Origin of the sequence: Noviherbaspirillum phoenicis, from assembly GCF_047237965.1 — a bacterium.
Taxonomy (GTDB): domain Bacteria; phylum Pseudomonadota; class Gammaproteobacteria; order Burkholderiales; family Burkholderiaceae_D; genus Noviherbaspirillum_A.
On the sequence record NZ_JBDFLX010000001.1, the window covers coordinates 3,029,488 to 3,052,358 of the forward strand.

Below are 22,871 nucleotides of genomic sequence, written 5' to 3' on the forward strand. Positions count from 1 at the left end.
GCCGATTAAGTCAGAACGGCAAACTTACAAAGCAACATTTATATTGTTTTTTAAAATGATGCCAATCGGAAAGTACAGCAATTTCAATTCGCTGGAGCGAACGTACGAAGTACTTTAACTGCAGCTTCTTTCCAGGCACGTGCCAGCTTTTGTATGGCTGCTGCGGTGGTTCCCTCGACGCCTCATGGTTGAGGAAGTTGTCTATTTTCTGCTCAGGCGACAGGAATTTATGGGCATTTCTGGCCGCAGCCTGTCACAGGACGCGACACGTTGTCGCCGGCCCTTAAGTGGTACACCTGCAAGGCGAATAGGACGATGAATGCAGTTCGAGAGTCCAAGACAGAAAAGATGGTATTGATGGCAAAAATGATAGAGATGACGACGCTGAAAATAGGACAAGGTAATTACGCACTATGAGGATGTGATACGCAGGTCGACTTCGCCGGATATTCCTTCGCTCGACCTATCCGGTGCCGATGTGTTTGGCCACCCAAGGCAATCTACCGCCGCAACGCCTTACGCATTAAAAGCAAGATTCAAATCCCATGCCCCAAAGCAAAAACCCCCGGCGCCTATTGGCGTCGGGGGTTTTCTAATAACAGCCTGACGATGACCTACTTTCACACTGGTTGCAGCACTATCATCGGCGCAAAGTCGTTTCACGGTCCTGTTCGGGATGGGAAGGGGTGGTACCAACTCGCTATGGTCATCAGGCATGACTTGTCGGCTGTCTGTCGCGCTGCCGGCTTCTCGCCTGGCACACGCCACATCCAACCCAAAGGGAAGAAGCAGCCGCATCGCTCCCGCACTTGGCAGGGGCAATGCAACGATCAATGTCTTGTCTTGCAGGTTGTGAGTATCGAACGTCACGCACCACACAGCGCCGCTATGCACCATCAAGGTTATAGGGACAAGCCGCACGGGCAATTAGTACTGGTTAGCTTAACGCATTACTGCGCTTCCACACCCAGCCTATCAACGTCCTGGTCTCGAACGACCCTTTAGGGGAGTCAAGCTCCCGGGAAGTCTCATCTCAAGGCGAGTTTCCCGCTTAGATGCTTTCAGCGGTTATCTCTTCCGAACTTAGCTACCCGGCAATGCCACTGGCGTGACAACCGGTACACCAGAGGTTCGTCCACTCCGGTCCTCTCGTACTAGGAGCAGCCCCCTTCAAACTTCCAACGCCCACGGCAGATAGGGACCAAACTGTCTCACGACGTTTTAAACCCAGCTCACGTACCACTTTAAATGGCGAACAGCCATACCCTTGGGACCGGCTACAGCCCCAGGATGTGATGAGCCGACATCGAGGTGCCAAACTCCCCCGTCGATATGAACTCTTGGGAGGAATCAGCCTGTTATCCCCAGAGTACCTTTTATCCGTTGAGCGATGGCCCTTCCATACAGAACCACCGGATCACTATGTCCTACTTTCGTACCTGCTCGACTTGTCAGTCTCGCAGTTAAGCACGCTTATGCCATTGCACTATGAGCACGATGTCCGACCGTACCTAGCGTACCTTCGAACTCCTCCGTTACACTTTGGGAGGAGACCGCCCCAGTCAAACTGCCTACCATGCACTGTCCCCGATCCGGATAACGGACCAAGGTTAGAACCTCAAACAAACCAGGGTGGTATTTCAAGGTTGGCTCCACCGCAACTGGCGTCACGGTTTCAATGCCTCCCACCTATCCTACACAGATTGGTTCAAAGTCCAATGCAAAGCTACAGTAAAGGTTCATGGGGTCTTTCCGTCTAGCCGCGGGTAGATTGCATCATCACAAACATTTCAACTTCGCTGAGTCTCGGGAGGAGACAGTGTGGCCATCGTTACGCCATTCGTGCAGGTCGGAACTTACCCGACAAGGAATTTCGCTACCTTAGGACCGTTATAGTTACGGCCGCCGTTTACTGGGACTTCAATCAAGAGCTTGCACCCCATCATTTAATCTTCCAGCACCGGGCAGGCGTCACACCCTATACGTCCACTTTCGTGTTTGCAGAGTGCTGTGTTTTTATTAAACAGTCGCAGCCACCAGTTTATTGCAACCCCGTCGCCCTTCTGGCGCAGGCCAGTCAAGCTACCAGGGCGTACCTTATCCCGAAGTTACGGTACCAATTTGCCGAGTTCCTTCTCCCGAGTTCTCTCAAGCGCCTTAGAATACTCATCTCGCCCACCTGTGTCGGTTTGCGGTACGGTCTCGTGTGACTGAAGCTTAGAGGCTTTTCTTGGAACCACTTCCGATTGCTTCGCAGCATAAAGCCGCTGGTCTCGACCCCTTGAATTACGTCCCCGGATTTGCCTAAGGACCTTCTACAAGTCAAGAACCGGGACATCCAACACCCGGACAACCATTCGCGATCCGTCCCCCCATCGCATCACACGACGGTGCAGGAATATTAACCTGCTTCCCATCAGCTACGCATCTCTGCCTCGCCTTAGGGGCCGACTCACCCTGCTCCGATGAACGTTGAACAGGAAACCTTGGGCTTACGGCGTGGGGGCTTTTCACCCCCATTATCGCTACTCATGTCAGCATTCGCACTTCTGATACCTCCAGCATCCTTTACAAGACACCTTCGCAGGCTTACAGAACGCTCTCCTACCATATGCACAGTAATAAATTACGTACATATCCGCAGCTTCGGTGACTGGCTTAGCCCCGTTACATCTTCCGCGCAGGACGACTCGATCAGTGAGCTATTACGCTTTCTTTAAAGGGTGGCTGCTTCTAAGCCAACCTCCTGACTGTTTTAGCCTTCCCACTTCGTTTTCCACTTAGCCAATCTTTGGGACCTTAGCTGGCGGTCTGGGTTGTTTCCCTCTTGACGCCGGACGTTAGCACCCGACGTCTGTCTCCCAAGCTCGCACTCATCGGTATTCGGAGTTTGCAATGGGTTGGTAAGTCGCGATGACCCCCTAGCCATAACAGTGCTCTACCCCCGATGGTGATACTTGAGGCACTACCTAAATAGTTTTCGGAGAGAACCAGCTATTTCCAAGTTTGTTTAGCCTTTCACCCCTACCCACAGCTCATCCCCTAATTTTTCAACATTAGTGGGTTCGGACCTCCAGTACCTGTTACGGCACCTTCATCCTGGCCATGAGTAGATCACTTGGTTTCGGGTCTACACCCAGCGACTGTCGCCCTGTTCGGACTCGATTTCTCTACGGCTTCCCTATGCGGTTAACCTCGCCACTGAATGTAAGTCGCTGACCCATTATACAAAAGGTACGCCGTCACGGAACAAGTCCGCTCCGACTGTTTGTATGCACACGGTTTCAGGATCTATTTCACTCCCCTTCCGGGGTTCTTTTCGCCTTTCCCTCACGGTACTGGTTCACTATCGGTCGATTACGAGTATTTAGCCTTGGAGGATGGTCCCCCCATGTTCAGACAGGATTTCACGTGTCCCGCCCTACTTGTCGCAAGCCTAGTTCCACAACCATGATTTCGTGTACGGGGCTATCACCCGCTACGGCCGCACTTTCCAGAGCATTCCACTATCACGACTGCTAAATCTTGCAGGCTGATCCCATTTCGCTCGCCACTACTTTGGGAATCTCGGTTGATTTCTTTTCCTGCAGCTACTTAGATGTTTCAGTTCGCCGCGTTCGCTTCGCATACCTATGTATTCAGTATGCGATGACCTAAAAGGCCGGGTTTCCCCATTCGGACATCTGCGGATCAAAGCTTGTTTGCCAGCTCCCCGCAGCTTATCGCAAGCTACTGCGTCCTTCATCGCCTGTAATCGCCAAGGCATCCACCATGTGCACTTAGTCACTTGTCCCTATAACGTTGACCTCTGGAGTTGCCTCCAAAGACGTCATAGGCAAGCGCTGTGTTTCATTTGATGCATGTTTGTTTCGATACAATCACAACCCAGCAATGTTTGCTAATCTGCTTACCGCCAGATTAACGCGCATTGCGAATTACATTGATCTTTACTACTTCTTCCACTTTGTTAAAGAACGAATACAGCCTTCTTGATCGCAATGATCAAACCTAAATCGCATGCCTAGCTCTTTGGCCCGCACTGACTTACGTTTGTACCTTGCTGCCGTCATGGTCAGAGAATGGTGGAGGTTGACGGGATCGAACCGACGACCCCCTGCTTGCAAAGCAGGTGCTCTCCCAGCTGAGCTAAACCCCCATGGGACTTGCCATGACTTCTTCACTGCTGCCAACTGGTGGGTCTGGTTGGGCTCGAACCAACGACCCCCGCGTTATCAACACGGTGCTCTAACCAGCTGAGCTACAGACCCTCGCACACGCTGCACGACTGCTGCATGTACCGATCACTTCATGACCTGACGGTGTGTTTTGACTGTTCTTCGTTTTGCCTACAACCGATAAGTGTGGACACCCAACTGCGTGCATATCTCTAGAAAGGAGGTGATCCAGCCGCACCTTCCGATACGGCTACCTTGTTACGACTTCACCCCAGTCACGAATCCTACCGTGGTAAGCGCCCTCCTTGCGGTTAAGCTACCTACTTCTGGTAAAACCCGCTCCCATGGTGTGACGGGCGGTGTGTACAAGACCCGGGAACGTATTCACCGCGACATGCTGATCCGCGATTACTAGCGATTCCAACTTCATGGAGTCGAGTTGCAGACTCCAATCCGGACTACGATACACTTTCTGGGATTAGCTCCCCCTCGCGGGTTGGCGGCCCTCTGTATGTACCATTGTATGACGTGTGAAGCCCTACCCATAAGGGCCATGAGGACTTGACGTCATCCCCACCTTCCTCCGGTTTGTCACCGGCAGTCTCATTAGAGTGCCCTTTCGTAGCAACTAATGACAAGGGTTGCGCTCGTTGCGGGACTTAACCCAACATCTCACGACACGAGCTGACGACAGCCATGCAGCACCTGTGTGCAGGTTCTCTTTCGAGCACTCCCTGATCTCTCAAGGATTCCTGCCATGTCAAGGGTAGGTAAGGTTTTTCGCGTTGCATCGAATTAATCCACATCATCCACCGCTTGTGCGGGTCCCCGTCAATTCCTTTGAGTTTTAATCTTGCGACCGTACTCCCCAGGCGGTCAACTTCACGCGTTAGCTGCGTTACCAAGTCAATTAAGACCCGACAACTAGTTGACATCGTTTAGGGCGTGGACTACCAGGGTATCTAATCCTGTTTGCTCCCCACGCTTTCGTGCATGAGCGTCAGTGTTATCCCAGGGGGCTGCCTTCGCCATCGGTATTCCTCCACATCTCTACGCATTTCACTGCTACACGTGGAATTCTACCCCCCTCTGACACACTCTAGCCGTACAGTCACAAATGCAATTCCCAGGTTGAGCCCGGGGATTTCACATCTGTCTTGCACAACCGCCTGCGCACGCTTTACGCCCAGTAATTCCGATTAACGCTCGCACCCTACGTATTACCGCGGCTGCTGGCACGTAGTTAGCCGGTGCTTATTCTTCAGGTACCGTCATTAGCTCCGGATATTAGCCAGAACCGTTTCTTCCCTGACAAAAGAGCTTTACAACCCGAAGGCCTTCTTCACTCACGCGGCATTGCTGGATCAGGGTTGCCCCCATTGTCCAAAATTCCCCACTGCTGCCTCCCGTAGGAGTCTGGGCCGTGTCTCAGTCCCAGTGTGGCTGGTCGTCCTCTCAGACCAGCTACTGATCGATGCCTTGGTAGGCTTTTACCCCACCAACTAGCTAATCAGATATCGGCCGCTCCACGAGCATGAGGTCTTGCGATCCCCCACTTTCATCCATAGATCGTATGCGGTATTAGCTAATCTTTCGACTAGTTATCCCCCACTCCAGGGCACGTTCCGATATATTACTCACCCGTTCGCCACTCGCCACCAGACCGAAGTCCGTGCTGCCGTTCGACTTGCATGTGTAAGGCATGCCGCCAGCGTTCAATCTGAGCCAGGATCAAACTCTTCAGTTCAATCTCTGTTTTGTGCCATTGCTGGCAGGTTCCGAAGAACCGTCGCTCACTCAAAATACTGACAGATCGATTCTTGCGAATCGTTCTACTTCTTTGTTGTGAGCACTTGCTTAATAATTTGAGCATCCGGCGTTGCCACCGGCGCACTTCATCAAGTGCCCACACTTATCGGTTGTTGGTTGTTAAAGAACCGGACAATTCAGTCTGCTGCCAGCCGCCCCGAGGGACTTGCCGGCTGCTGCGAAGCGTTGTGTTCGTCAGCAGCAAAGAGGCGAGATTATGGGGCATTTGCTGTTTCGCGTCAACAGTTTTTTTTCGCTTCGCTTCAAAAAAACCGGACCAGCATGCTGCCTTTTTCCGCCCCCGCCGCGCTGTTCTGCAGCGGGAGGCGAACTATATCAAAGGTTGCGAAAATTCGGCAAGCGCTTTTCGACGAAAGCTTTCATGCCCTCTTTCTGGTCTTCCGTGGCGAATGTGCTGTGGAACAGACGACGCTCGTATTGCACGCCTTCGGCGAGGGTGGACTCGTAAGCACGGTTGATGGATTCCTTGATCATCATGACTACCGGGAGGGACATCGAGGCGATAGTGCTGGCGGCGGCCAGCGCTTCGTCGAGAAGCTTGTCGGCGGCGACCACGCGCGAAACCAGTCCTGCGCGCTCGGCTTCGGCGGCGTCCATCATGCGGGCAGTCAGGCACATGTCCATGGCCTTGGCTTTCGACACGGCGCGCGGCAGGCGCTGGGTGCCGCCGGCGCCGGGGATGGTACCGAGCTTGACTTCCGGCTGACCAAATTTGGCCGTGTCGGCAGCGATGATGAAGTCGCACATCATCGCCAGTTCACAGCCGCCGCCCAGGGCATAGCCAGCCACTGCCGCAATGACAGGCTTGCGCACCCGGCGCACCGTTTCCCAGTTTCTGGTGATGTACTCGCCCTTGAATACATCCATATAGGTATAGCTTGCCATGGCACCGATGTCGGCGCCGGCGGCGAAAGCCTTTTCGCTACCGGTGATGACGATGCATCCGATATTGTCTTCGCCGTCGAATGACGTTAAGGCATGCCCAAGCTCATCCATCAACTGGTCGTTCAGCGCGTTGAGCGCCTTGGGTCGATTCAGGCGAATCAGCCCGACCTTGCCCTGCGTTTCCACAATGATATTTTCATATTGCATGGAGACCTCCACTGAAATGTGCCCGGATGGCCGGCGCATTGTATCTGCTTGCAGGTTGCACAAGGATGCCAGCCTGCGCCTGAAGCCATGCGCGCTGGCATCCCGGCATTCAGACGGTGCCTGGCTTGGGCAACAGCACCCAGAGCATGCCGCGCTGCTTCATTTTCCCGGCCTTCTCGCCCGCTTCGGCGCCAAAGCCCCAGAAATAGTCCGCCCTGACTGCATTCTTGATCGCGCCGCCGGTGTCCTGCGCCAGCATCATGCGCTGCAGCGGGGCATTGCTGCCGGGCTGCGTGGTTGACAGAAATACCGGCGCGCCCAGCGGGATGAAGTTCGGATCGACTGCGACGGAACGCTGCGGCGTCAGCGGCACACCCAGCGCGCCTTTCGGCCCCTTGCGCGGATCCGTCAGTTTTTCTTCCTTGAAGAAGACATAGCCCGGATTGGCATTGAGCAGTTCCTGCTGGCGCTTGGGATTGGCTGCCAGCCAGGCCTTGATGCCCTGGGCGGATGCCTGGTCCATGGTCAGCTCGCCCTTGTCGACCAGATAACGGCCAATCGAGCGATAAGGATGGCCGTTCTGATCCGCATAGGCGACGCGCACTACTTCCTTGGTGTCGGCAAACTGGACACGTCCCGAGCCCTGCACCTGGAGAAAGAAGGCGTCGATCGGATTGTCCACCCACACCAGTTCATTGCCGGTCATTGCCGCCGACTGCGTCAATTCCGCTCGCGCCGGATAAGGAACAACCTTGTTGCCGACCAGCTTGCCGCGCAGGCGCATGTTCTTCAATTCCGGGTAAACGCTGCCGAGGTCGATCGTCAGCAGGTCTTCCGGCGCGCGGTGCAGCGGAGTCTGGTACGGTCCGCCACGCTTGCGGGCGCCGTTGAGCAAGGGCTCGTAGTAGCCGGTGACCAGGCCATTGTCCGTGCCGTCGGGGTTGAAGACCTGGTGCGGCACAAAGAAGGCCTCGAAGAACGTGCGGATCGCGCCGGCGCTATTGGCGTCGACCGTGCGCGCCACGGTGCAAGGCTCTTTCCAGGCGGCACGCTTGACCAGCACATCGCAGGAAGTGAGGAAGGCGGGCCATGCCTCGCGAACGTCGTCGCGGTCCCAGCCGGGCATGGCATTGAAGGCGACGGGACGCAATACCGGGCCGGCCACCGGCGCCGGACCTGTCGCCGGCGCCGGGGACGGCGTCCGCGCAGTCTCAATGGGCTTGGGCGGCGTGGTGCTGCAGGCGGAAAGAAGTGCTGTGATGACGATGGGGAGTGCGAGTAAACTGGAGCGCTTGGATAACATCGGAAGTCAATGGCATGTGGTTACTGATAATAGAAGCCTGCGTCGCATTTTTCCTGCTGGTATTCATCGTCTGGTGGACGATGTTTGCGGGCCGCAAACCGGACCAGCAAGTGCGCCGGCCGCCACCTGACGATGACAAACCGGCGTGAACTGCGCGGCGTCAGTGTAGCGTGCGCGGCAAGGACAGCACAAACTCGGCAATCGGTGCTTCAAACCGGGTGCCGTCCTCGGCAACGCAGAAATAGCTGCCCGACATGGTGCCGTGCGGCGTCTTCAGCGAGGTGCCGCTGGTGTATTCGAACTGCTGTCCGGGCTGCAGCAGCGGCTGGTGGCCGACCACGCCGAGTCCCTTCACCTCTTCCACCTTGTCATTGGCGTCCTTGATGACCCAGTGGCGGGAAATCAGCTGCGCTGCAACCTGTCCCGTATTGCGGATCGTGATGGAATAGGCGAACACGAAACTGCCGTGTTCGGGGTCGGACTGTTTCTCCAGATACTGGGTTCTGACCGAAACGGTGAATTCATAAGCTGCCATTTGATTCCTTTGCCGGATTGATTTCTGCGCGACGATGACGGTGCCGCGATGCCATTTTGTCAGCCGGACCCGGCCGTGCGCGCCAAGGTAGAATAACGGATTGTTCCAACTGACGAATTCCATGGCTACTTATCGCATCGCTCCCAGCATACTCTCCGCTGATTTTGCCCGTCTTGGCGAAGAGGTCCGCAACGTGGTCGCCGCCGGCGCCGACATCATTCACTTCGACGTGATGGACAACCACTACGTCCCCAATCTGACGATAGGCCCGCTGGTATGCGAGGCGATCCGGCCGCATGTGCAGGTGCCGATCGATGTGCATCTGATGGTCAAGCCCGTGGACCGCATCATTCCGGATTTTGCCAAGGCTGGCGCCAATATCATCACCTTTCATCCGGAAGCGTCCGAGCATATCGACCGCACGCTGCAACTGATCCGCGACAATGGCTGCAAGGCCGGCCTGGTGTTCAACCCTGCCACGCCGCTGCATTATCTCGACCATGTGATGGACAAGCTCGACATCATTCTGCTGATGTCGGTCAATCCCGGCTTTGGCGGCCAGTCCTTCATTCCCGAAGCGCTGAAGAAGATCGCGGATGTGCGCCAGCGCATCGACGCATCGGGGCGCGACATCATGCTGGAAGTCGATGGCGGCATCAAGGTCGACAACATTGCCGCCGCGGCGAAGGCAGGCGCCGACACCTTTGTTGCCGGTTCGGCCATCTTCGGCAAGCCCGATTACAAGGCAGTGATCGACGCGATGCGCGGCCAGCTGGCTGGCCTATGAGCGCGCCTGACAGCCTGTTTGCCGGCATCCGCGCGGCCATCATCGACCTCGACGGCACGATGATGGATACCGCGCCCGATTTCCTGGTGGCGGTCAATGCGATGCGCTCCGAGCTGGAGCTTGCGCCGGTCGGCATTGATGTGATCACGCGCTTCGTCGGCAAGGGCACCGAGAACCTGGTGCGCAGCATCCTCGGCCTGGACTATGCGCCAGACCAGGCGGCCGCGCGCTACGAGCAGGCGCTGGATGCCTACATGCGCTCCTACAGCGCCATCAACGGCCGGCACGCGACGGTCTATCCGGGCGTGGCCGACGGCTTGCGCGACATGCAGCAACAGGGGCTGCGCCTGGCCTGCGTGACCAACAAGCCGGTTGGCTTTGCGCTGCCGCTGCTGGAAACCGCCGGCCTGCTGGATGCGTTCGAAGTGGTGTATGGCGGCGACTCGCTGCCGCGCAAGAAGCCCGATCCGATGCCGCTCTTGCAGGTGTGCGCCGATTTCAGCCTGGCGCCGCGGCACGTGGTGGCCATCGGCGACTCGTCCAACGATGCCCAGGCGGCGCGCGCGGCCAGCTGCAGGGTGCTGACCGTGCCTTATGGCTACAATCATGGCCAGCCTATACAAGACGTTGATTCGGATGGTATAGTCGACACGCTTTTAGATGCAGCCCGACTGATCTCAGCAGCAAATCCCAACCAACATGTCTCTCAATAAAAAACGCAGCTTATCTGCGCCGGCCGTTCCTGAGGCCTGGCCCTGGCGACGCTGGCAATCCTGGACCTGGTAGTCCCCGATTGGCTGTCGAGTGCGTTCGCATGCGCGCTCGATCACGTTTTTAACTCAATGACCGCGCACCCATCCCTCACGCGGTCGGGAGAGAATCATGACCGAACTCGAATTCAAGTCGCTGGCCGCGCAAGGCTACAACCGCATCCCGCTGATCGCTGAAGCCTTTGCCGATCTCGAAACCCCGCTGTCCCTTTATCTCAAGCTGGCGCAGCAGCAGAACGGCGGCAAGAATACTTTCCTGCTCGAATCCGTCGTCGGCGGCGAGCGCTTCGGCCGCTATTCCTTCATCGGGCTGCCCGCTACCACTTTGCTGCGCAGCTATGGCCGCCGGACCGAAGTTGTCACGAATGGCTCGGTGGTGGAAAGCGTGGAAGGCAATCCGCTCGACTTCATCGCCGACTACCAGTCGCGCTTCAAGGTTGCGGTGCTGCCCGGCATGCCGCGTTTCTGCGGCGGCCTGGCGGGCTATTTTGGTTACGACACGGTGCGCCATATCGAGAAGCGCCTGGCTGAGACGGCGCCCAAGGATGACCTTGGCCTGCCCGACATCCAGCTGCTGCTGACCGAGGAACTGGCCGTCATCGACAACCTGTCAGGCAAGCTTTACCTGATCGTCTATGCCGATCCGACCCAGGCCGAGGCTTTCCCGCGCGCCCGGCGCCGCCTGCATGACCTGCGCGCGATGCTGCGCCGCGCGGTCGATGCGCCGGTGACGTCGGCTTCGGTGCGAACCGAGGCGGTGCGCGACTTCGACAAGGCGGCCTATCTGGACGCGGTTGCCAGGGCCAAGGAATACATCATGGCGGGCGACCTGATGCAGGTGCAGATAGGCCAGCGCATCAAGAAGCCGTATGTCGATTCGCCGCTGTCGCTGTACCGGGCGCTGCGCTCGCTCAATCCCTCGCCCTACATGTACTTCTACAACTTCGGCGACATGCATATCGTCGGGGCGTCGCCGGAAATCCTGGTGCGCAATGAAGGCACGCCGGATGGCGGCAAGAAGGTGACGATACGCCCGCTAGCCGGCACCCGGCCGCGCGGCAATACGCCCGAGCGGGATGCGGCACTGGCAACCGAGCTCTTGGCCGACCCGAAGGAAATCGCCGAGCATGTGATGCTGATCGACCTGGCGCGCAACGACATCGGCCGCATCGCGCAGACCGGCAGCGTCAAGGTCACCGACAAGTTCGTGATCGAAAAGTATTCCCATGTGCAGCACATCGTCTCTAATGTGGAAGGCGCATTGAAGCCCGGCATGTCCAATCTCGACGTGCTGCGCGCCACCTTCCCGGCCGGCACCCTGTCCGGCGCGCCCAAGGTGCGGGCGATGGAAATCATCGACGAGCTGGAGCCGACCAAGCGCGGCATCTACGGCGGCGCCTGCGGCTATCTGTCCTTTGGCGGCGAGATGGACCTGGCGATTGCGATCCGCACCGGCGTGATCAAGGACGGCATGCTGTATGTGCAGGCCGCGGCCGGCATCGTGGCCGACTCGGTGCCCGAGATGGAATGGCAGGAAACGGAAAACAAGGCGCGCGCGGTATTGCGCGCGGCCGAGCAGGTGCAAGACGGCCTGGATGGAGGAATCTGACATGCTGCTGATGATCGACAACTACGATTCGTTCACCTACAACCTGGTGCAATACTTCGGCGAGCTGGGTGAGGACGTGCGCACGGTGCGCAATGACGAAGTCACGCTGGAAGAGATCGTTGCGATGCAGCCGGAACGCATCTGCATCTCGCCCGGCCCCTGCACGCCGCACGAGGCCGGCGTCTCGGTGCCGGTGCTGCAGGACCTGGCCGGCAAACTGCCCATCCTCGGCGTGTGCCTTGGCCACCAGGCCATCGGCGCGGCCTTCGGCGGCAAGGTGGTGCGGGCAAAGCAGGTCATGCATGGCAAGACCGACCTGCTGCACCATACCGGCGTGGGCGTGTTCAAGGGCCTGCCCGATCCGTACACCATTACCCGCTACCACTCGCTGGCCATCGAGCGCGACTCGCTGCCCGACTGCCTGGAAGTGACGGCCTGGACCTCGGATGGCGAGATCATGGGCGTGCGCCACAAGGCGTTCGACATCGAGGGCGTGCAGTTTCATCCCGAGTCCATCCTGACCGAGCATGGCCACGAACTGCTGCAGAACTTCCTGAAACGTTAAGCGAAACCATCATGCCGATCACACCACAGGAAGCGCTGCTGCGCTGCATTGAACACCGCGAGATCTTCCACGACGAAATGCTGTCGCTGTTTCGCAGCATCATGTCGGGCGAGATGTCGCCGGTGATGGTTGCCGCCCTGACCATGGGCTTGCGGGTGAAGAAGGAAACCATAGGCGAGATCACGGCGGCGGCGCAGGTGATGCGCGAATTCGCCACCAAGGTGCCGCTGGAAGACACCAGCGGCCTGCTCGACATCGTCGGCACCGGCGGCGACGGCGCCAACACCTTCAACATTTCCACCGCATCGATGTTCGTTGCGGCGGCTGCCGGCGCCAGGGTGGCCAAGCATGGCGGACGCAGCGTGTCGTCCTCGTCGGGCAGCGCCGATGCATTGGAAGCGCTGGGCGCCAACATCAACCTGCAGCCGCAGCAGGTGGCCGAGTGCATCGCCGAGACTGGCATCGGCTTCATGTACGCGCCCAACCACCATGCGGCGATGAAGCATGCGGCGCCGGTGCGGCGTGAGCTGGGCGTGCGCACCATCTTCAACATCCTCGGACCGCTGACCAACCCGGCTGGCGCACCCAACATCCTGATGGGCGTGTTCCATTCCGACCTGGTCGGCATTCAGGTGCGGGTGTTGCAGCGCCTCGGCGCGCAGCGCGCGATGGTGGTCTGGGGCCGCGACAACATGGACGAAGTCTCGCTCGGTGCGGCCACCATGGTGGGCGAGCTGGTGGACGGCCAGATCCGTGAATATGAGATCCATCCTGAAGACTATGGCCTGCAGATGATCGCCAGCCGCAACCTGAAGGTGGCGAATGCGGCGGAGTCCAGGGAAAAGATTCTGGAAGCGATCGACAACGTGCCGGGCGCGCCGCGCGACATCGTGGCGCTTAATGCAGGCACCGCGTTGTATGCAAACGGCATGGCAGCCGACATCGGCGCCGGCATGAAGTTGGCCATTGACACCATGGCCTCGGGCGCGGCGCGCGCGAAGATGGAGCAGTTCGTCGCCGCCACCCGGAGAATCGGCGGCGCCTGACGCGGCGCCTGGTCCAGCACAGAGAAAGCAGCAACATCATGTCCGACATACTCAACAAGATCCTGGCAGTGAAAGCCGAGGAAGTGGCCGCGGCAATCCAGCGGCAAAGCCTGGCCAGCCTGCGCAGTGAAGTCGAGAACGACCAGCAGTTGCGCGACGGCCTGCGCGGCTTCGAGGGCAGCCTGCGCGGCAAGATCGCCGCCGGCCGCGCAGGCGTGATCGCCGAAGTGAAGAAGGCCTCGCCATCCAAGGGCGTGCTGCGCGCCGACTTCGATCCGGCCGCGATTGCGCTGAGCTATGAAGAACACGGCGCGGCCTGCCTGTCGGTGCTGACCGATGTGCAATTCTTCCAGGGCGCGCCGGAATACCTGCAGCAGGCGCGCGCCGCCTGCGAACTGCCGGTGCTGCGCAAGGATTTCATGGTCGACCCTTACCAGGTGTACCAGGCACGTTCCTGGGGTGCGGATGCGATATTGCTGATCGTGGCCGCGCTGGACCATGGCCTGATGGCGGAGCTGGAAGCCTGCGCGCACGACCTTGGCATGGATGTGCTGGTGGAAGTGCACGATGGCGCCGAACTCGACGCCGCGCTGCGCCTCAATACCCGGCTGCTGGGCATCAACAACCGCAACCTGCGTACCTTCGAGACTTCGCTGCAGAACACGCTCGACCTGCTGCCGCGCATTCCGAAGGACAAGCTGGTGGTCACCGAGTCGGGCATCCTGAACGCGGATGACGTCAGGCGCATGCGGGCGGCCGACGTGCATGCCTTCCTGGTGGGCGAGGCGTTCATGCGGGCCGCCGATCCCGGCGAGGAACTGCAGCGCCTGTTTGGTTGAGGCTGGATAAGGCCGCGAGCTGGCACGGCCTGACGCGCGCCAGGCTAGACCGCCGTCTGCCTACTCCGCCAGCCAGGCCGCCCGCATGCGGGTTGCAGCCACAGGCTTGGTTTCTGCCGTCAGGGTGAGCTGCGGCGCTTCATCGGCCATCAGCCTCACCGAAAACACCATCAGCTCGTCGCGCCGGAAGGCATGCACCGTCACCGTGTCGCCGACGCCATAACGTGACATCAGCGCATCGAGATTTGCTGCGCTAACCCGCAGGCCATCAATGGCCACCAGCAGATCCAGCGCGGACAGGCCGGCCCGATGCGCCGCGCCGCCTTCATACACATTGGCTAGCTTGCACTCATTGCCTTCCTTGACGGTGCGTGCGCCCAGCGACGGCTTGCCGCCATTGCGCTTGTCGGCAAGCGTGACGCCGAAAGGCGCGAGCAGCTTGTCCAGCGCGACGTCGTCCGTGCCATGGATATGACGGTCGAAGAAGCGTTTCAGGCTGACGCCGCTGACTTCCTCGAACAGCGCCAGCGCATCACCCTCCTCCAGGCCGCGGCCACCGTTTTCGCCGTCGCTGTAAAAGTCCCTGCCGTAGCGTTCCCACAGGGCGCGCATCACGTCGTCCAGCGATTTCTTGCCATTGGTGGCGGCGCGTATGGTGAGGTCCAGGCCCAGGCCGACCAGCGAGCCTTTGGTGTAGTAACTGACGATGGCGTTAGGCGCATTTTCATCCTGGCGGTAATACTTGACCCAGGCATCGAAGCTCGATTCGGCCACGCTCTGACGGGTGCGTCCGCTGCCGCGCAATACGCCGCTGGCGGTCTTGGCCAGCAGCTTGAAATAGTCCGCCTCGCTGATCAGCCCGGCGCGCACCAGCATCAGGTCGTCGTAGTAGCTGGTGAAGCCTTCGAACAGCCATAGCAGCGAGGTATAGCCTTCGCTTTGCAGATCGTAGGGTGCAAAGGCGGCAGGCTTGATGCGCTTGACGTTCCAGGTGTGGAAGTACTCGTGGCTGCACAACCCCAGGTAGGTGCGGTAGCCATCGGTCATTTCCTTCTTGCCCTGCACCGGCAGGTCGGCGCGCGAGCAGATCAGGGCCGTCGATGCTCGATGCTCCAGGCCGCCATAACCGTCGCCAACCGCCAGCGTCATGAAGACATAGCGCCGCATCGGTGCGCGCCGGTTGCCGGGCTCGAACAGCCGGATCTGCGCTTCGCAGACCTTCTTCAGGTCGGCGCACAGCCGGGTCAGGTCCAGGTTCGGCACTTGCCCGGTGATGACCACGTCATGCGGCACGCCATGCGCCTTGAAGGTCGCCAGCGCAAACGTGCCCAACTCCACGGGATGGTCGATCAGATCGTCATAATTGGCAGCCTGGTACAGGCCGAAGCCGTAGCGCTCGGCATCGAGCTCCGGCAAGGCGGTGGCCACGCGCCAGTCGGCAAACGCCGGACCCTCGGGACGGCGGATGTCGACTTCATGCGGCGCCTGTTCCTGCCCGATCACCTGCAGGAACACGCTGGTGCCGTTGAAGAAGGCATGGGTCTGGTCGAGGTGGGCGGTGCGCACCGACAGGTCCCATGCATAGACTTCATAGGTCAGCACCAGCGGGCCGTCGCAGCGGCCGGCCTGCCAGCTGTGCTTGTCGGTCTTTTTCAGCGCGACTTTCCTGCCATTGGCCCTGGCGGCGATGCGCACGATATTGCGCGCGAATTCGCGGATCATGTAGCTGCCCGGAATCCAGGCCGGCAGCATGAAGCGCTGGCCGGCGGGGTCGGGCGTGTCGACCGTGAGAACCACCTCAAACAGGTGGGCGGCAGGGTCCTTGGGGAGGATGCTGTAGCGTACGGGCTGGATCATGCGGGACAGCCCTCAGGCATTGACGTTGACGACGAGACGGCCGCGCACCTTGCCAGCCAGGATCTCGGGCGCGCGGGACAGCGCGTCAGCCAGAGTGATCTCGCTGGTGATGGCGTCGAGCTTGGCGGGATCGAGATCGCTTGCCAGCCGCTGCCAGGCAGCGATGCGTTTTTCCGTAGGCGCCATCACGCTGTCGATGCCTATCAGCCGCACGCCGCGCAGAATGAAGGGCGCGACCGACGCCGGGAAGTCCAGTCCCTGGGCCAGGCCGCAGGCTGTGGCCACGCCGCCATAACGCACCTGCGCGATTGCATTGACCAGAGTATGCGAGCCGACCGAATCGACCACGCCGGCCCAGCGTTCCTTCTGCAGCGGCTTGCCGGGCGCCGACAGCGCGGCCCGGTCGATCACTTCGGCCGCGCCCAGCGATTTGAGGTAACCGGCTTCATCGAGCTTGCCGGTGGATGCCACCACTTGGTAGCCCCAGCCCGACAGGATGGCGATGGCCACGCTGCCCACGCCGCCCGATGCGCCGGTCACCAGGATTTCACCATCGCCTGGTTCCACGCCCTGCTCCCGCAGCGCCAGCGCCGACAGCATCGCGGTGTAGCCGGCGGTGCCGATCGCCATCGCGGTGCGCGACGACATGCCCTGCGGCCGGCGGATCAGCCAGTCGCCTTTCAGGCGGGCGCGCTGCGCCAGGCAGCCCATATGGGTTTCACCGACGCCCCAGCCGTTCAAGATGAAGGCATCGCCCGGCTTCCAGTCTGGATGGCTCGATTCCAGCACCTGGCCGGCGCCGTCGATGCCGGGCACCATCGGCCACTTCCTGACTACCGGCGCCTTGCCGGTGATGGCCAGGCCGTCCTTGTAATTGATGGTGGAATAGTCGATGGCGACAGTGACGTCGCCGTCCGCCGGCAGTTGGGCTTCATCAAGCTGGGTCAATTGGGCGGCGGTGCTGCCGTCTTCTTTCTTGTTAAGCAGGATCGCATTGAACATGGGTTGCCTCCGTGTCGGGAGCACCGATTATAGTGCGCGGCCGCAGATGGCGTGCGGTACGGGAACGCTACAATCGCCCATTTGAACGATGTAAGGAGGATGCGATGAGCTCCAATGCCAAGGCCGCCCAGGGCATGATCTCGGCGCGTGAAGCGCTGCAGTGCCTGAAGGAAGGCAACCGCCGCTTTGTCGCCGACGAACGCGGCAACGACAGTTATTCGACCCAGGCCCACCGGGCCGACCTGGTGGCGGGCCAGGCGCCGTTTGCCGTGATACTCGGCTGTTCGGATTCCAGGGTGCCGGTGGAAATCATTTTCGATCAGGGACTAGGCGACCTGTTCGTGATACGGGTGGCAGGCAATATCGTTGCGCCATCGCAGGTCAGCAGCGTGGAATTCGCGGCCGAGCGTTTCGGCACGCGGCTGGTGGTCGTGCTGGGCCACAGCCGCTGCGGCGCGATCGAGGCCACGCTGGACACCTTGCGGCTGCCGCCGCAGCAGCGCTCGCGCGACCCGCATTCCATCGTCGACCGGGTGCGGCCCAGCATCGAAGGCTTGCTGGAGACCGAGCTGCGGCATGACCATGACGCGCTGGTGCATCATGCGGTGCGCGCCAACATCCGCGCTTCCGCCAATCATCTGCGGCACGGCTCGCAGGTCATCGAGCAGCTGGCGCAGAGCAGCGGCCTGATGGTGGTGGGCGCCGAGTATTCGCTGGAAACCGGCGTGGTCGACTTCTTCGATCATGCCGACCAGGACGGCCAGCAAGGCTGAAACCGCGCCGCCCTTGCCTTATTTGACGGAAGCCAGCTTGGCTTCCAGTCCCTTGGCGTCGATTGCGCCGGGGATACGGGAACCGTCAGTGAAGAAAATGGTGGGCGTGCCGGTCACGCGCAGCTTTTGTCCCAGCGCCTTGATCCTGTCATTCGGCGTGCTGCAAGATTCCGGCGCCACGGCTGCTGCCTTGCCGTTGAGCATCCACTCGTCCCAGGCCTTGTTGCGGTCGGCCGAGCACCAGACATTCTTGGACTTCACCGCCGAATCAGGCGACAGGATGTTGTAGAGGAAGGTATAGACCGTCACATTGTCGACGTCCTGCAGCGTCTGGCGGAAACGCTTGCAATAGCCGCAGTTGGGATCTTCGAATACCGCGATCACCCGCTTGCCATTGCCCTTGACCGTCTTCAGCGCCGATTCCAGCGGCAGGTCCGAAAACTTGATCTTGCTGATCTCGTCGACCCTGGCCTTGGTGTAGTCCTCGGTGGTGTTGGCATCCAGGATGCGGCCCACGAACAGGTACTTGGCCTGCGCATCGGTATAGAAGATGTCGCTGCCGACCCTGACTTCATACAGGCCGCTGTAGGGCGTCTTGGTCACCGACTCGATGACGGCGCCCTCGCCCAGCTTGGGCTGGATCTGCTTCTTGATGGCTGCTTCCTGCGTACTTTCCGCATGAGCGCAGGCGAAGGTCAGCATCAGGCCTGCAACCACGGAAAACTTCAACGATTTCATCATTTCATCAACCTTTTTTTACGGAAGGCGCCAGCGGCTTGCCCATTGCATGGGACATCAGGCGCCGTTTTAAGACAGGCAATTGGTCCAGCAGGTTCAGCCCGACATTGCGCAGCACGCGCACCGGCTCCAAGTCGGTGGCAAACAGCCGCTCCAGGCCGTCGGTGGCGATCTGCATCAGCAGGATATCTTCCTTGCGCTCGCGGGCATAACGACGCAGCACGCGGGCATCGCCGCAATCGCGTTCGCCGCGTTCGGCCAGCACCTGCAGCAAGGCAGTTACGTCAGCGAAGCCCAGGTTCATGCCATGGCCTGCCAGGGGATGCACCACATGGGCGGCGTCGCCCACCAGAGCCACGCGCTGGGCAACGATCTGGTGCGGGCGCATCAGCGCAAGCGGGAATGCCTTGACGCTTTCCGGCTGCAGCGGCACCAGTTCGCCAAAGGGTTGCCTGGGCAGGTTTGTCAGCCTTGCCGCCAACTGGGACAAGGGTTCCTGCAACAGCGTATCGGCCAGCGCGTCGGGTGCGGACCAGACCAGCGACACCTGGTTTCCCGGCAATGGCAGGAGTGCAATGATGCCTTCTTCCGAAGTGAACCACTGATGCGCGGCGCCATGGTGCGGCAGCGCCGTGCTGAAGTTGGCCACCACCGCGCGCTGGCCATACGGCCGGTAATCCAGGCCGATATCGCATTGCGCGCGCACCCATGACTGCGCCCCGTCGGCGCCCACCACCAGCGCCGCATGCAATGCCGTGCCATTGTCCAGATGGATGACGGCTTCCTCGGCCTGCTGCTCCAGCCGTATTGCCCGCGCCGCCACCCGGTTCAGATTGGGCGCGAAGCGCAGCGCGGCGTCGAGCGCGGCATTGAGATTGCTGTCCTCAACAATCCAGGCCAGCACGCCGGCGCGCGCGCCATAGGCATCGAACGAAAGCCGTCCGCCCGCCTGCGGCCCGTCGCCATTGACCACCATCGCATCCACCGGCGCGATGCGCGCGGCATCCAGCGCATCCCATACCCGCAGCGAGGACAGCAGCGCATGCGCGACCTGGTTGAGCGCGTAGACACGCACATCCCAGCTGCCGGAGGACGCAGCCGGCTGGCTCGCGGGCGGCGTCAGCAGGGTCACCGAAAACCCGGCCTGCGCCAGCCCCAGCGCGGCCACCTTGCCTATGATGCCGTTGCCAACAACGCAGATCGTGCTTGCGGTATTCATGGATGCGGATTTTCAGACGAGTGGAAAAGAGTGCAGCCATTATAGCGGGTGCGATTGGCGAATATTGCCGGCGGCACTTGCATATCGCGCGAAGTTTGTTATACTGCACCGCCTTGGCCTGGTAGCTCAGTCGGTAGAGCAGAGGATTGAAAATCCTTGTGTCGGTGGTTCGATTCCGCCCCGGGCCACCAAGATTGAAGGGCTCAGTTTCGACTGAGCCCTTTTGCATTTCCGGATGCATTGGTGCGCATAAAGCCACTCAGGCTTTTCATGGGCGGCGTCACGCAGGTTTCTGCGCCGGTGCATCTCGAGGCTTACTCCCGCTTCACCCCAACCGCCGGATTGAGCGATTGCTCAATTGGCCATCCGGAAGAAGTGAACGCCGCCCTTCCCTGGCCACTCTCAATCAGTTTGGATCGCTGCCAACCGCTTACGCTCGATGCATTACAAGGCCGGCATAGCGGCGGATAATCACGGCCACATTATTTTGGAAATCTCCCATGGAAATCAAAGTCAACTTTCTCGACAAGCTTCGTCTTGAGGCCAAGTTCGATGACTTCACGGTGGTGGCCGACCAGCCCATCCGCTATAAGGGCGACGGCTCGGCGCCTGGTCCCTTCGATTACTTCCTGGCCTCGTCGGCCTTGTGCGCAGCTTACTTCGTCAAGCTGTACTGCAACACGCGCAACATCCCGACTGAGAACATTCGCCTGTCGCAGAATAATATTGTCGACCCGGAAAACCGTTACCAGCAGATTTTCAAGATCCAGGTCGAACTGCCTGCGAATATTTCCGACTACGACCGCCAGGGCATCCTGCGTTCCATCGAGCGCTGCACGGTAAAGAAAGTGGTGCAGGCCGGACCCGAATTCGTGATCGAAGAGGTGGAGAACCTGGATGCCGATGCCCAGTCCCTGCTGACGCTCAAGCCGGCGCCTGATGCCAGCACCTACATCACGGGCAAGGATCTGCCGCTGGAGCAGACCATCGCCAATATGTCGGGCGTTCTGGCGGACCTGGGCATCAAGATTGAAATCGCCTCGTGGCGCAATATCATTCCCAACGTATGGTCGCTGCATATCCGCGATGCGCACTCGCCGATGTGTTTCACCAATGGCAAGGGAGCGACCAAGGAAAGCGCACTGGCATCGGCATTGGGCGAGTATATCGAGCGCCTGAATGCCAACCATTTCTACGCCGGCAGCTTTTGGGGCGAAGACATCGCCAATGCGCCGTTCGTCCATTACCCCAATGAGCGCTGGTTCAAGCCGGGCCCTGGCGATGCGCTGCCGGCTGGCATTCTTGATCCCTACTGCCTGTCCATCTACGATCCCGATGGCGAGCTGCGCGGTTCTCACCTCTACGACACCAACTCGGGCAATGTCGAGCGCGGCATCTGCTCCTTGCCGTATGTGCGTCAATCAGACGGCGAAGTGGCGTATTTCCCGTCCAACCTGGTTGAAAACCTTTTCGTCAGCAACGGCATGAGCGCCGGCAATACGCTGGCGGAAGCGCAGGTGCAATGCCTGTCCGAGATTTTCGAGCGGGCCGTGAAGCGTGAAATCCTGGCAGGCGAAATAACGCTGCCGGATGTGCCGCAGGAAGTGCTGGCGAAGTACCCGGGCATTCTGGCCGGCATCGAAGGCCTGGAAGCGCAGGGCTTTCCGGTGCTGGTGAAGGATGCGTCACTGGGCGGCCTCTATCCGGTCATGTGCGTCACGTTGATGAACCCGCGCACCGGCGGCGTCTTTGCTTCCTTCGGCGCCCATCCAAGCTTCGAGGTGGCGCTGGAACGGAGCCTGACTGAACTGCTGCAGGGACGCAGCTTTGAAGGCCTGAACGACCTGCCTCAGCCCAGCTTTGTCAGCAACGCCGTGACCGAGCCCAACAACTTCGTTGAACACTTCATTGATTCCAGCGGCGTGGTGTCCTGGCGCTTTTTCAGCGCCAAGGCCCATTTCGACTTTGTCGAATGGGATTTTTCCGGCCAGGGCGAGCACGCCAATACCGAGGAAGCCGCCACCCTGCTCGGCATACTTGAAGACATGGGCAAGGAAGTCTACATGGCGGTCTATGACCAGTTGGGCGCAATCGCCTGCCGGATTCTGGTGCCCGGCTACTCGGAAATCTATCCCGTGGAAGACCTGATCTGGGATAACACCAACAAGGCGCTGTCGTTCCGCGCGGATATCCTGAACTTGCACCGCCTGGACGACGCAAGCCTGGAAGCGCTGCTGGATCGTCTGGAAAACAGTGAACTCGATGAATACTCCGATATCGCCACCCTGATCGGCGTCGAGTTTGACGAGAATACGGAATGGGGACAGCTGACCGTGCTGGAACTCAAGCTGCTCATTCACCTCGCCCTGCAGGATTTCGAAGCGGCGCACGAGCTGGTGGGCGCCTTCCTGCAGTACAACGACAACACGGTCGAGCGCGGCCTGTTTTACCAGGCTTTGAACGTGGTGCTGGAAGTGGTGCTCGACGAGGACATGGAACTGGACGATTACGTCGTCAATTTCCGCCGGATGTTCGGCAACGTACGGATGGACGCAGTGCTGGGCTCACTGGACGGCAGCGTGCGCTTCTTTGGCCTGACGCCAACCAGCATGCAGCTGGAAGGCCTGGACAGGCATCATCGCCTGATCGACAGCTACAGGAAACTCCATGCGGCGCGAGCCGGTGCGGTAGCCACCGCGCGTTAGCGTGAAGCCCAGGACTCCAGCCAAGC

General features: G+C 59.8%; 16 protein-coding genes, 3 tRNA genes and 3 rRNA genes. 10 read left to right on the top strand and 12 right to left on the bottom strand.

Annotated features, from left to right (window positions below; genetic code table 11):
* Nucleotides 1–601: 601 nt before the first annotated feature.
* The 7 genes from rrf to mltA form a co-directional block, all read right to left on the bottom strand.
* Nucleotides 602–714, bottom strand: a 5S ribosomal RNA gene (gene rrf / locus ABC383_RS13570).
* A gap of 192 nt (nucleotides 715–906) precedes the next feature.
* Nucleotides 907–3,793: ribosomal RNA gene (locus ABC383_RS13575) — 23S ribosomal RNA — on the bottom strand.
* Nucleotides 3,794–4,080: 287 nt separating this feature from the next.
* Nucleotides 4,081–4,156 (bottom strand) — tRNA-Ala (locus tag ABC383_RS13580).
* 35 nt (nucleotides 4,157–4,191) lie between these two features.
* A tRNA-Ile gene (locus ABC383_RS13585) sits at nucleotides 4,192–4,268 on the bottom strand.
* 123 nt (nucleotides 4,269–4,391) lie between these two features.
* Nucleotides 4,392–5,922, bottom strand: a 16S ribosomal RNA gene (locus tag ABC383_RS13590).
* The 16S, 23S and 5S rRNA genes sit together here with 2 tRNA genes alongside, the layout of an rRNA operon.
* A 398-nt stretch (nucleotides 5,923–6,320) precedes the next feature.
* Nucleotides 6,321–7,097 carry an enoyl-CoA hydratase gene (locus tag ABC383_RS13595; protein ID WP_413016352.1) on the bottom strand — a complete coding sequence of 259 codons (777 nt, stop codon included), beginning with the start codon at nucleotides 7,095–7,097 and terminating at the stop codon, nucleotides 6,321–6,323.
* Between the two features lie 109 nt (nucleotides 7,098–7,206).
* Nucleotides 7,207–8,400 (bottom strand): murein transglycosylase A, encoded by a 1,194-nt coding sequence (mltA, locus tag ABC383_RS13600; RefSeq protein ID WP_413014706.1) that lies wholly within the window; start codon nucleotides 8,398–8,400, stop codon nucleotides 7,207–7,209.
* A gap of 14 nt (nucleotides 8,401–8,414) precedes the next feature.
* Here mltA and ABC383_RS13605 point away from each other — a divergent pair, with 14 nt between their 5' ends.
* Entirely contained in the window at nucleotides 8,415–8,549 is a 135-nt protein-coding gene (locus tag ABC383_RS13605; protein ID WP_413014707.1) for a hypothetical protein, read from the top strand.
* A gap of 11 nt (nucleotides 8,550–8,560) precedes the next feature.
* Here the strand turns inward: ABC383_RS13605 and apaG are convergent, their stop codons facing one another.
* Nucleotides 8,561–8,935 carry a Co2+/Mg2+ efflux protein ApaG gene (apaG, locus tag ABC383_RS13610; protein WP_194715032.1) on the bottom strand — a complete coding sequence of 125 codons (375 nt, stop codon included), beginning with the start codon at nucleotides 8,933–8,935 and terminating at the stop codon, nucleotides 8,561–8,563.
* A gap of 121 nt (nucleotides 8,936–9,056) precedes the next feature.
* Here apaG and rpe point away from each other — a divergent pair, with 121 nt between their 5' ends.
* From rpe to trpC, 6 genes are all read left to right on the top strand, one after another.
* Entirely contained in the window at nucleotides 9,057–9,722 is a 666-nt protein-coding gene (gene rpe, locus ABC383_RS13615; RefSeq protein WP_413014708.1) for a ribulose-phosphate 3-epimerase, read from the top strand.
* The gene (locus ABC383_RS13620; protein WP_413014709.1) at nucleotides 9,719–10,435 is read left to right on the top strand and encodes a phosphoglycolate phosphatase; all 717 of its coding nucleotides are present in this window, start codon (nucleotides 9,719–9,721) and stop codon (nucleotides 10,433–10,435) included. Before rpe ends, ABC383_RS13620 begins: the two co-directional genes overlap by 4 nt.
* A gap of 169 nt (nucleotides 10,436–10,604) precedes the next feature.
* Complete coding sequence (gene trpE, locus ABC383_RS13625) at nucleotides 10,605–12,101, top strand: anthranilate synthase component I (RefSeq protein WP_413014710.1); 1,497 nt, start codon at nucleotides 10,605–10,607, stop codon at nucleotides 12,099–12,101.
* 1 nt (nucleotide 12,102) lies between these two features.
* Nucleotides 12,103–12,666 carry an aminodeoxychorismate/anthranilate synthase component II gene (locus tag ABC383_RS13630; RefSeq protein ID WP_413014711.1) on the top strand — a complete coding sequence of 188 codons (564 nt, stop codon included), beginning with the start codon at nucleotides 12,103–12,105 and terminating at the stop codon, nucleotides 12,664–12,666.
* A gap of 11 nt (nucleotides 12,667–12,677) precedes the next feature.
* Entirely contained in the window at nucleotides 12,678–13,712 is a 1,035-nt protein-coding gene (gene trpD, locus ABC383_RS13635; protein ID WP_413014712.1) for an anthranilate phosphoribosyltransferase, read from the top strand.
* A 38-nt stretch (nucleotides 13,713–13,750) separates the two neighbouring features.
* On the top strand, nucleotides 13,751–14,551 hold the full coding sequence (trpC, locus tag ABC383_RS13640) for an indole-3-glycerol phosphate synthase TrpC (protein WP_413014713.1): 801 nt from the start codon (nucleotides 13,751–13,753) through the stop codon (nucleotides 14,549–14,551).
* Nucleotides 14,552–14,611: 60 nt separating this feature from the next.
* Here trpC and ABC383_RS13645 read toward each other — a convergent pair whose 3' ends face one another.
* Nucleotides 14,612–16,408: a M61 family metallopeptidase gene (locus ABC383_RS13645; RefSeq protein ID WP_413014714.1), complete on the bottom strand. Its 1,797-nt coding sequence runs from the start codon at nucleotides 16,406–16,408 to the stop codon at nucleotides 14,612–14,614.
* A gap of 12 nt (nucleotides 16,409–16,420) precedes the next feature.
* On the bottom strand, nucleotides 16,421–17,410 hold the full coding sequence (gene acuI / locus ABC383_RS13650; protein WP_413014715.1) for an acrylyl-CoA reductase (NADPH): 990 nt from the start codon (nucleotides 17,408–17,410) through the stop codon (nucleotides 16,421–16,423).
* A 104-nt stretch (nucleotides 17,411–17,514) separates the two neighbouring features.
* Here acuI and ABC383_RS13655 point away from each other — a divergent pair, with 104 nt between their 5' ends.
* Nucleotides 17,515–18,183 carry a carbonic anhydrase gene (locus ABC383_RS13655; RefSeq protein ID WP_413014716.1) on the top strand — a complete coding sequence of 223 codons (669 nt, stop codon included), beginning with the start codon at nucleotides 17,515–17,517 and terminating at the stop codon, nucleotides 18,181–18,183.
* A gap of 18 nt (nucleotides 18,184–18,201) precedes the next feature.
* On the opposite strand, the gene ABC383_RS13660 is transcribed toward ABC383_RS13655, so the two are convergent.
* Nucleotides 18,202–18,921, bottom strand: coding sequence for a DsbC family protein (locus ABC383_RS13660; protein ID WP_413016354.1), 720 nt, complete (start codon nucleotides 18,919–18,921; stop codon nucleotides 18,202–18,204).
* 7 nt (nucleotides 18,922–18,928) lie between these two features.
* Complete coding sequence (locus ABC383_RS13665) at nucleotides 18,929–20,140, bottom strand: FAD-dependent monooxygenase (protein WP_413014717.1); 1,212 nt, start codon at nucleotides 20,138–20,140, stop codon at nucleotides 18,929–18,931.
* A gap of 115 nt (nucleotides 20,141–20,255) precedes the next feature.
* Between ABC383_RS13665 and ABC383_RS13670 the strand changes: the two genes are divergently transcribed.
* Nucleotides 20,256–20,331 (top strand) — tRNA-Phe (locus ABC383_RS13670).
* Between the two features lie 309 nt (nucleotides 20,332–20,640).
* Nucleotides 20,641–22,845: an OsmC domain/YcaO domain-containing protein gene (locus tag ABC383_RS13675; RefSeq protein ID WP_413014718.1), complete on the top strand. Its 2,205-nt coding sequence runs from the start codon at nucleotides 20,641–20,643 to the stop codon at nucleotides 22,843–22,845.
* The last annotated feature ends 26 nt before the right edge of the window (nucleotides 22,846–22,871 follow it).

Excerpts from the sequence above, each read along its gene's own strand:
- ABC383_RS13645 (WP_413014714.1), bottom strand. The coding sequence starts at position 16,408 with ATGATCCAGCCCGTACGCTACAGCATCCTCCCCAAGGACCCTGCCGCC.
- trpD (WP_413014712.1), top strand. The coding sequence starts at position 12,678 with ATGCCGATCACACCACAGGAAGCGCTGCTGCGCTGCATTGAACACCGC.
- ABC383_RS13630 (WP_413014711.1), top strand. The coding sequence starts at position 12,103 with ATGCTGCTGATGATCGACAACTACGATTCGTTCACCTACAACCTGGTG.
- acuI (WP_413014715.1), bottom strand. The coding sequence starts at position 17,410 with ATGTTCAATGCGATCCTGCTTAACAAGAAAGAAGACGGCAGCACCGCC.
- ABC383_RS13620 (WP_413014709.1), top strand. The coding sequence starts at position 9,719 with ATGAGCGCGCCTGACAGCCTGTTTGCCGGCATCCGCGCGGCCATCATC.
- ABC383_RS13660 (WP_413016354.1), bottom strand. The coding sequence starts at position 18,921 with ATGAAATCGTTGAAGTTTTCCGTGGTTGCAGGCCTGATGCTGACCTTC.
- trpE (WP_413014710.1), top strand. The coding sequence starts at position 10,605 with ATGACCGAACTCGAATTCAAGTCGCTGGCCGCGCAAGGCTACAACCGC.
- apaG (WP_194715032.1), bottom strand. The coding sequence starts at position 8,935 with ATGGCAGCTTATGAATTCACCGTTTCGGTCAGAACCCAGTATCTGGAG.
- ABC383_RS13655 (WP_413014716.1), top strand. The coding sequence starts at position 17,515 with ATGAGCTCCAATGCCAAGGCCGCCCAGGGCATGATCTCGGCGCGTGAA.
- rpe (WP_413014708.1), top strand. The coding sequence starts at position 9,057 with ATGGCTACTTATCGCATCGCTCCCAGCATACTCTCCGCTGATTTTGCC.
- ABC383_RS13665 (WP_413014717.1), bottom strand. The coding sequence starts at position 20,140 with ATGAATACCGCAAGCACGATCTGCGTTGTTGGCAACGGCATCATAGGC.
- ABC383_RS13605 (WP_413014707.1), top strand. The coding sequence starts at position 8,415 with ATGTGGTTACTGATAATAGAAGCCTGCGTCGCATTTTTCCTGCTGGTA.
- mltA (WP_413014706.1), bottom strand. The coding sequence starts at position 8,400 with ATGTTATCCAAGCGCTCCAGTTTACTCGCACTCCCCATCGTCATCACA.
- ABC383_RS13595 (WP_413016352.1), bottom strand. The coding sequence starts at position 7,097 with ATGCAATATGAAAATATCATTGTGGAAACGCAGGGCAAGGTCGGGCTG.
- trpC (WP_413014713.1), top strand. The coding sequence starts at position 13,751 with ATGTCCGACATACTCAACAAGATCCTGGCAGTGAAAGCCGAGGAAGTG.
- ABC383_RS13675 (WP_413014718.1), top strand. The coding sequence starts at position 20,641 with ATGGAAATCAAAGTCAACTTTCTCGACAAGCTTCGTCTTGAGGCCAAG.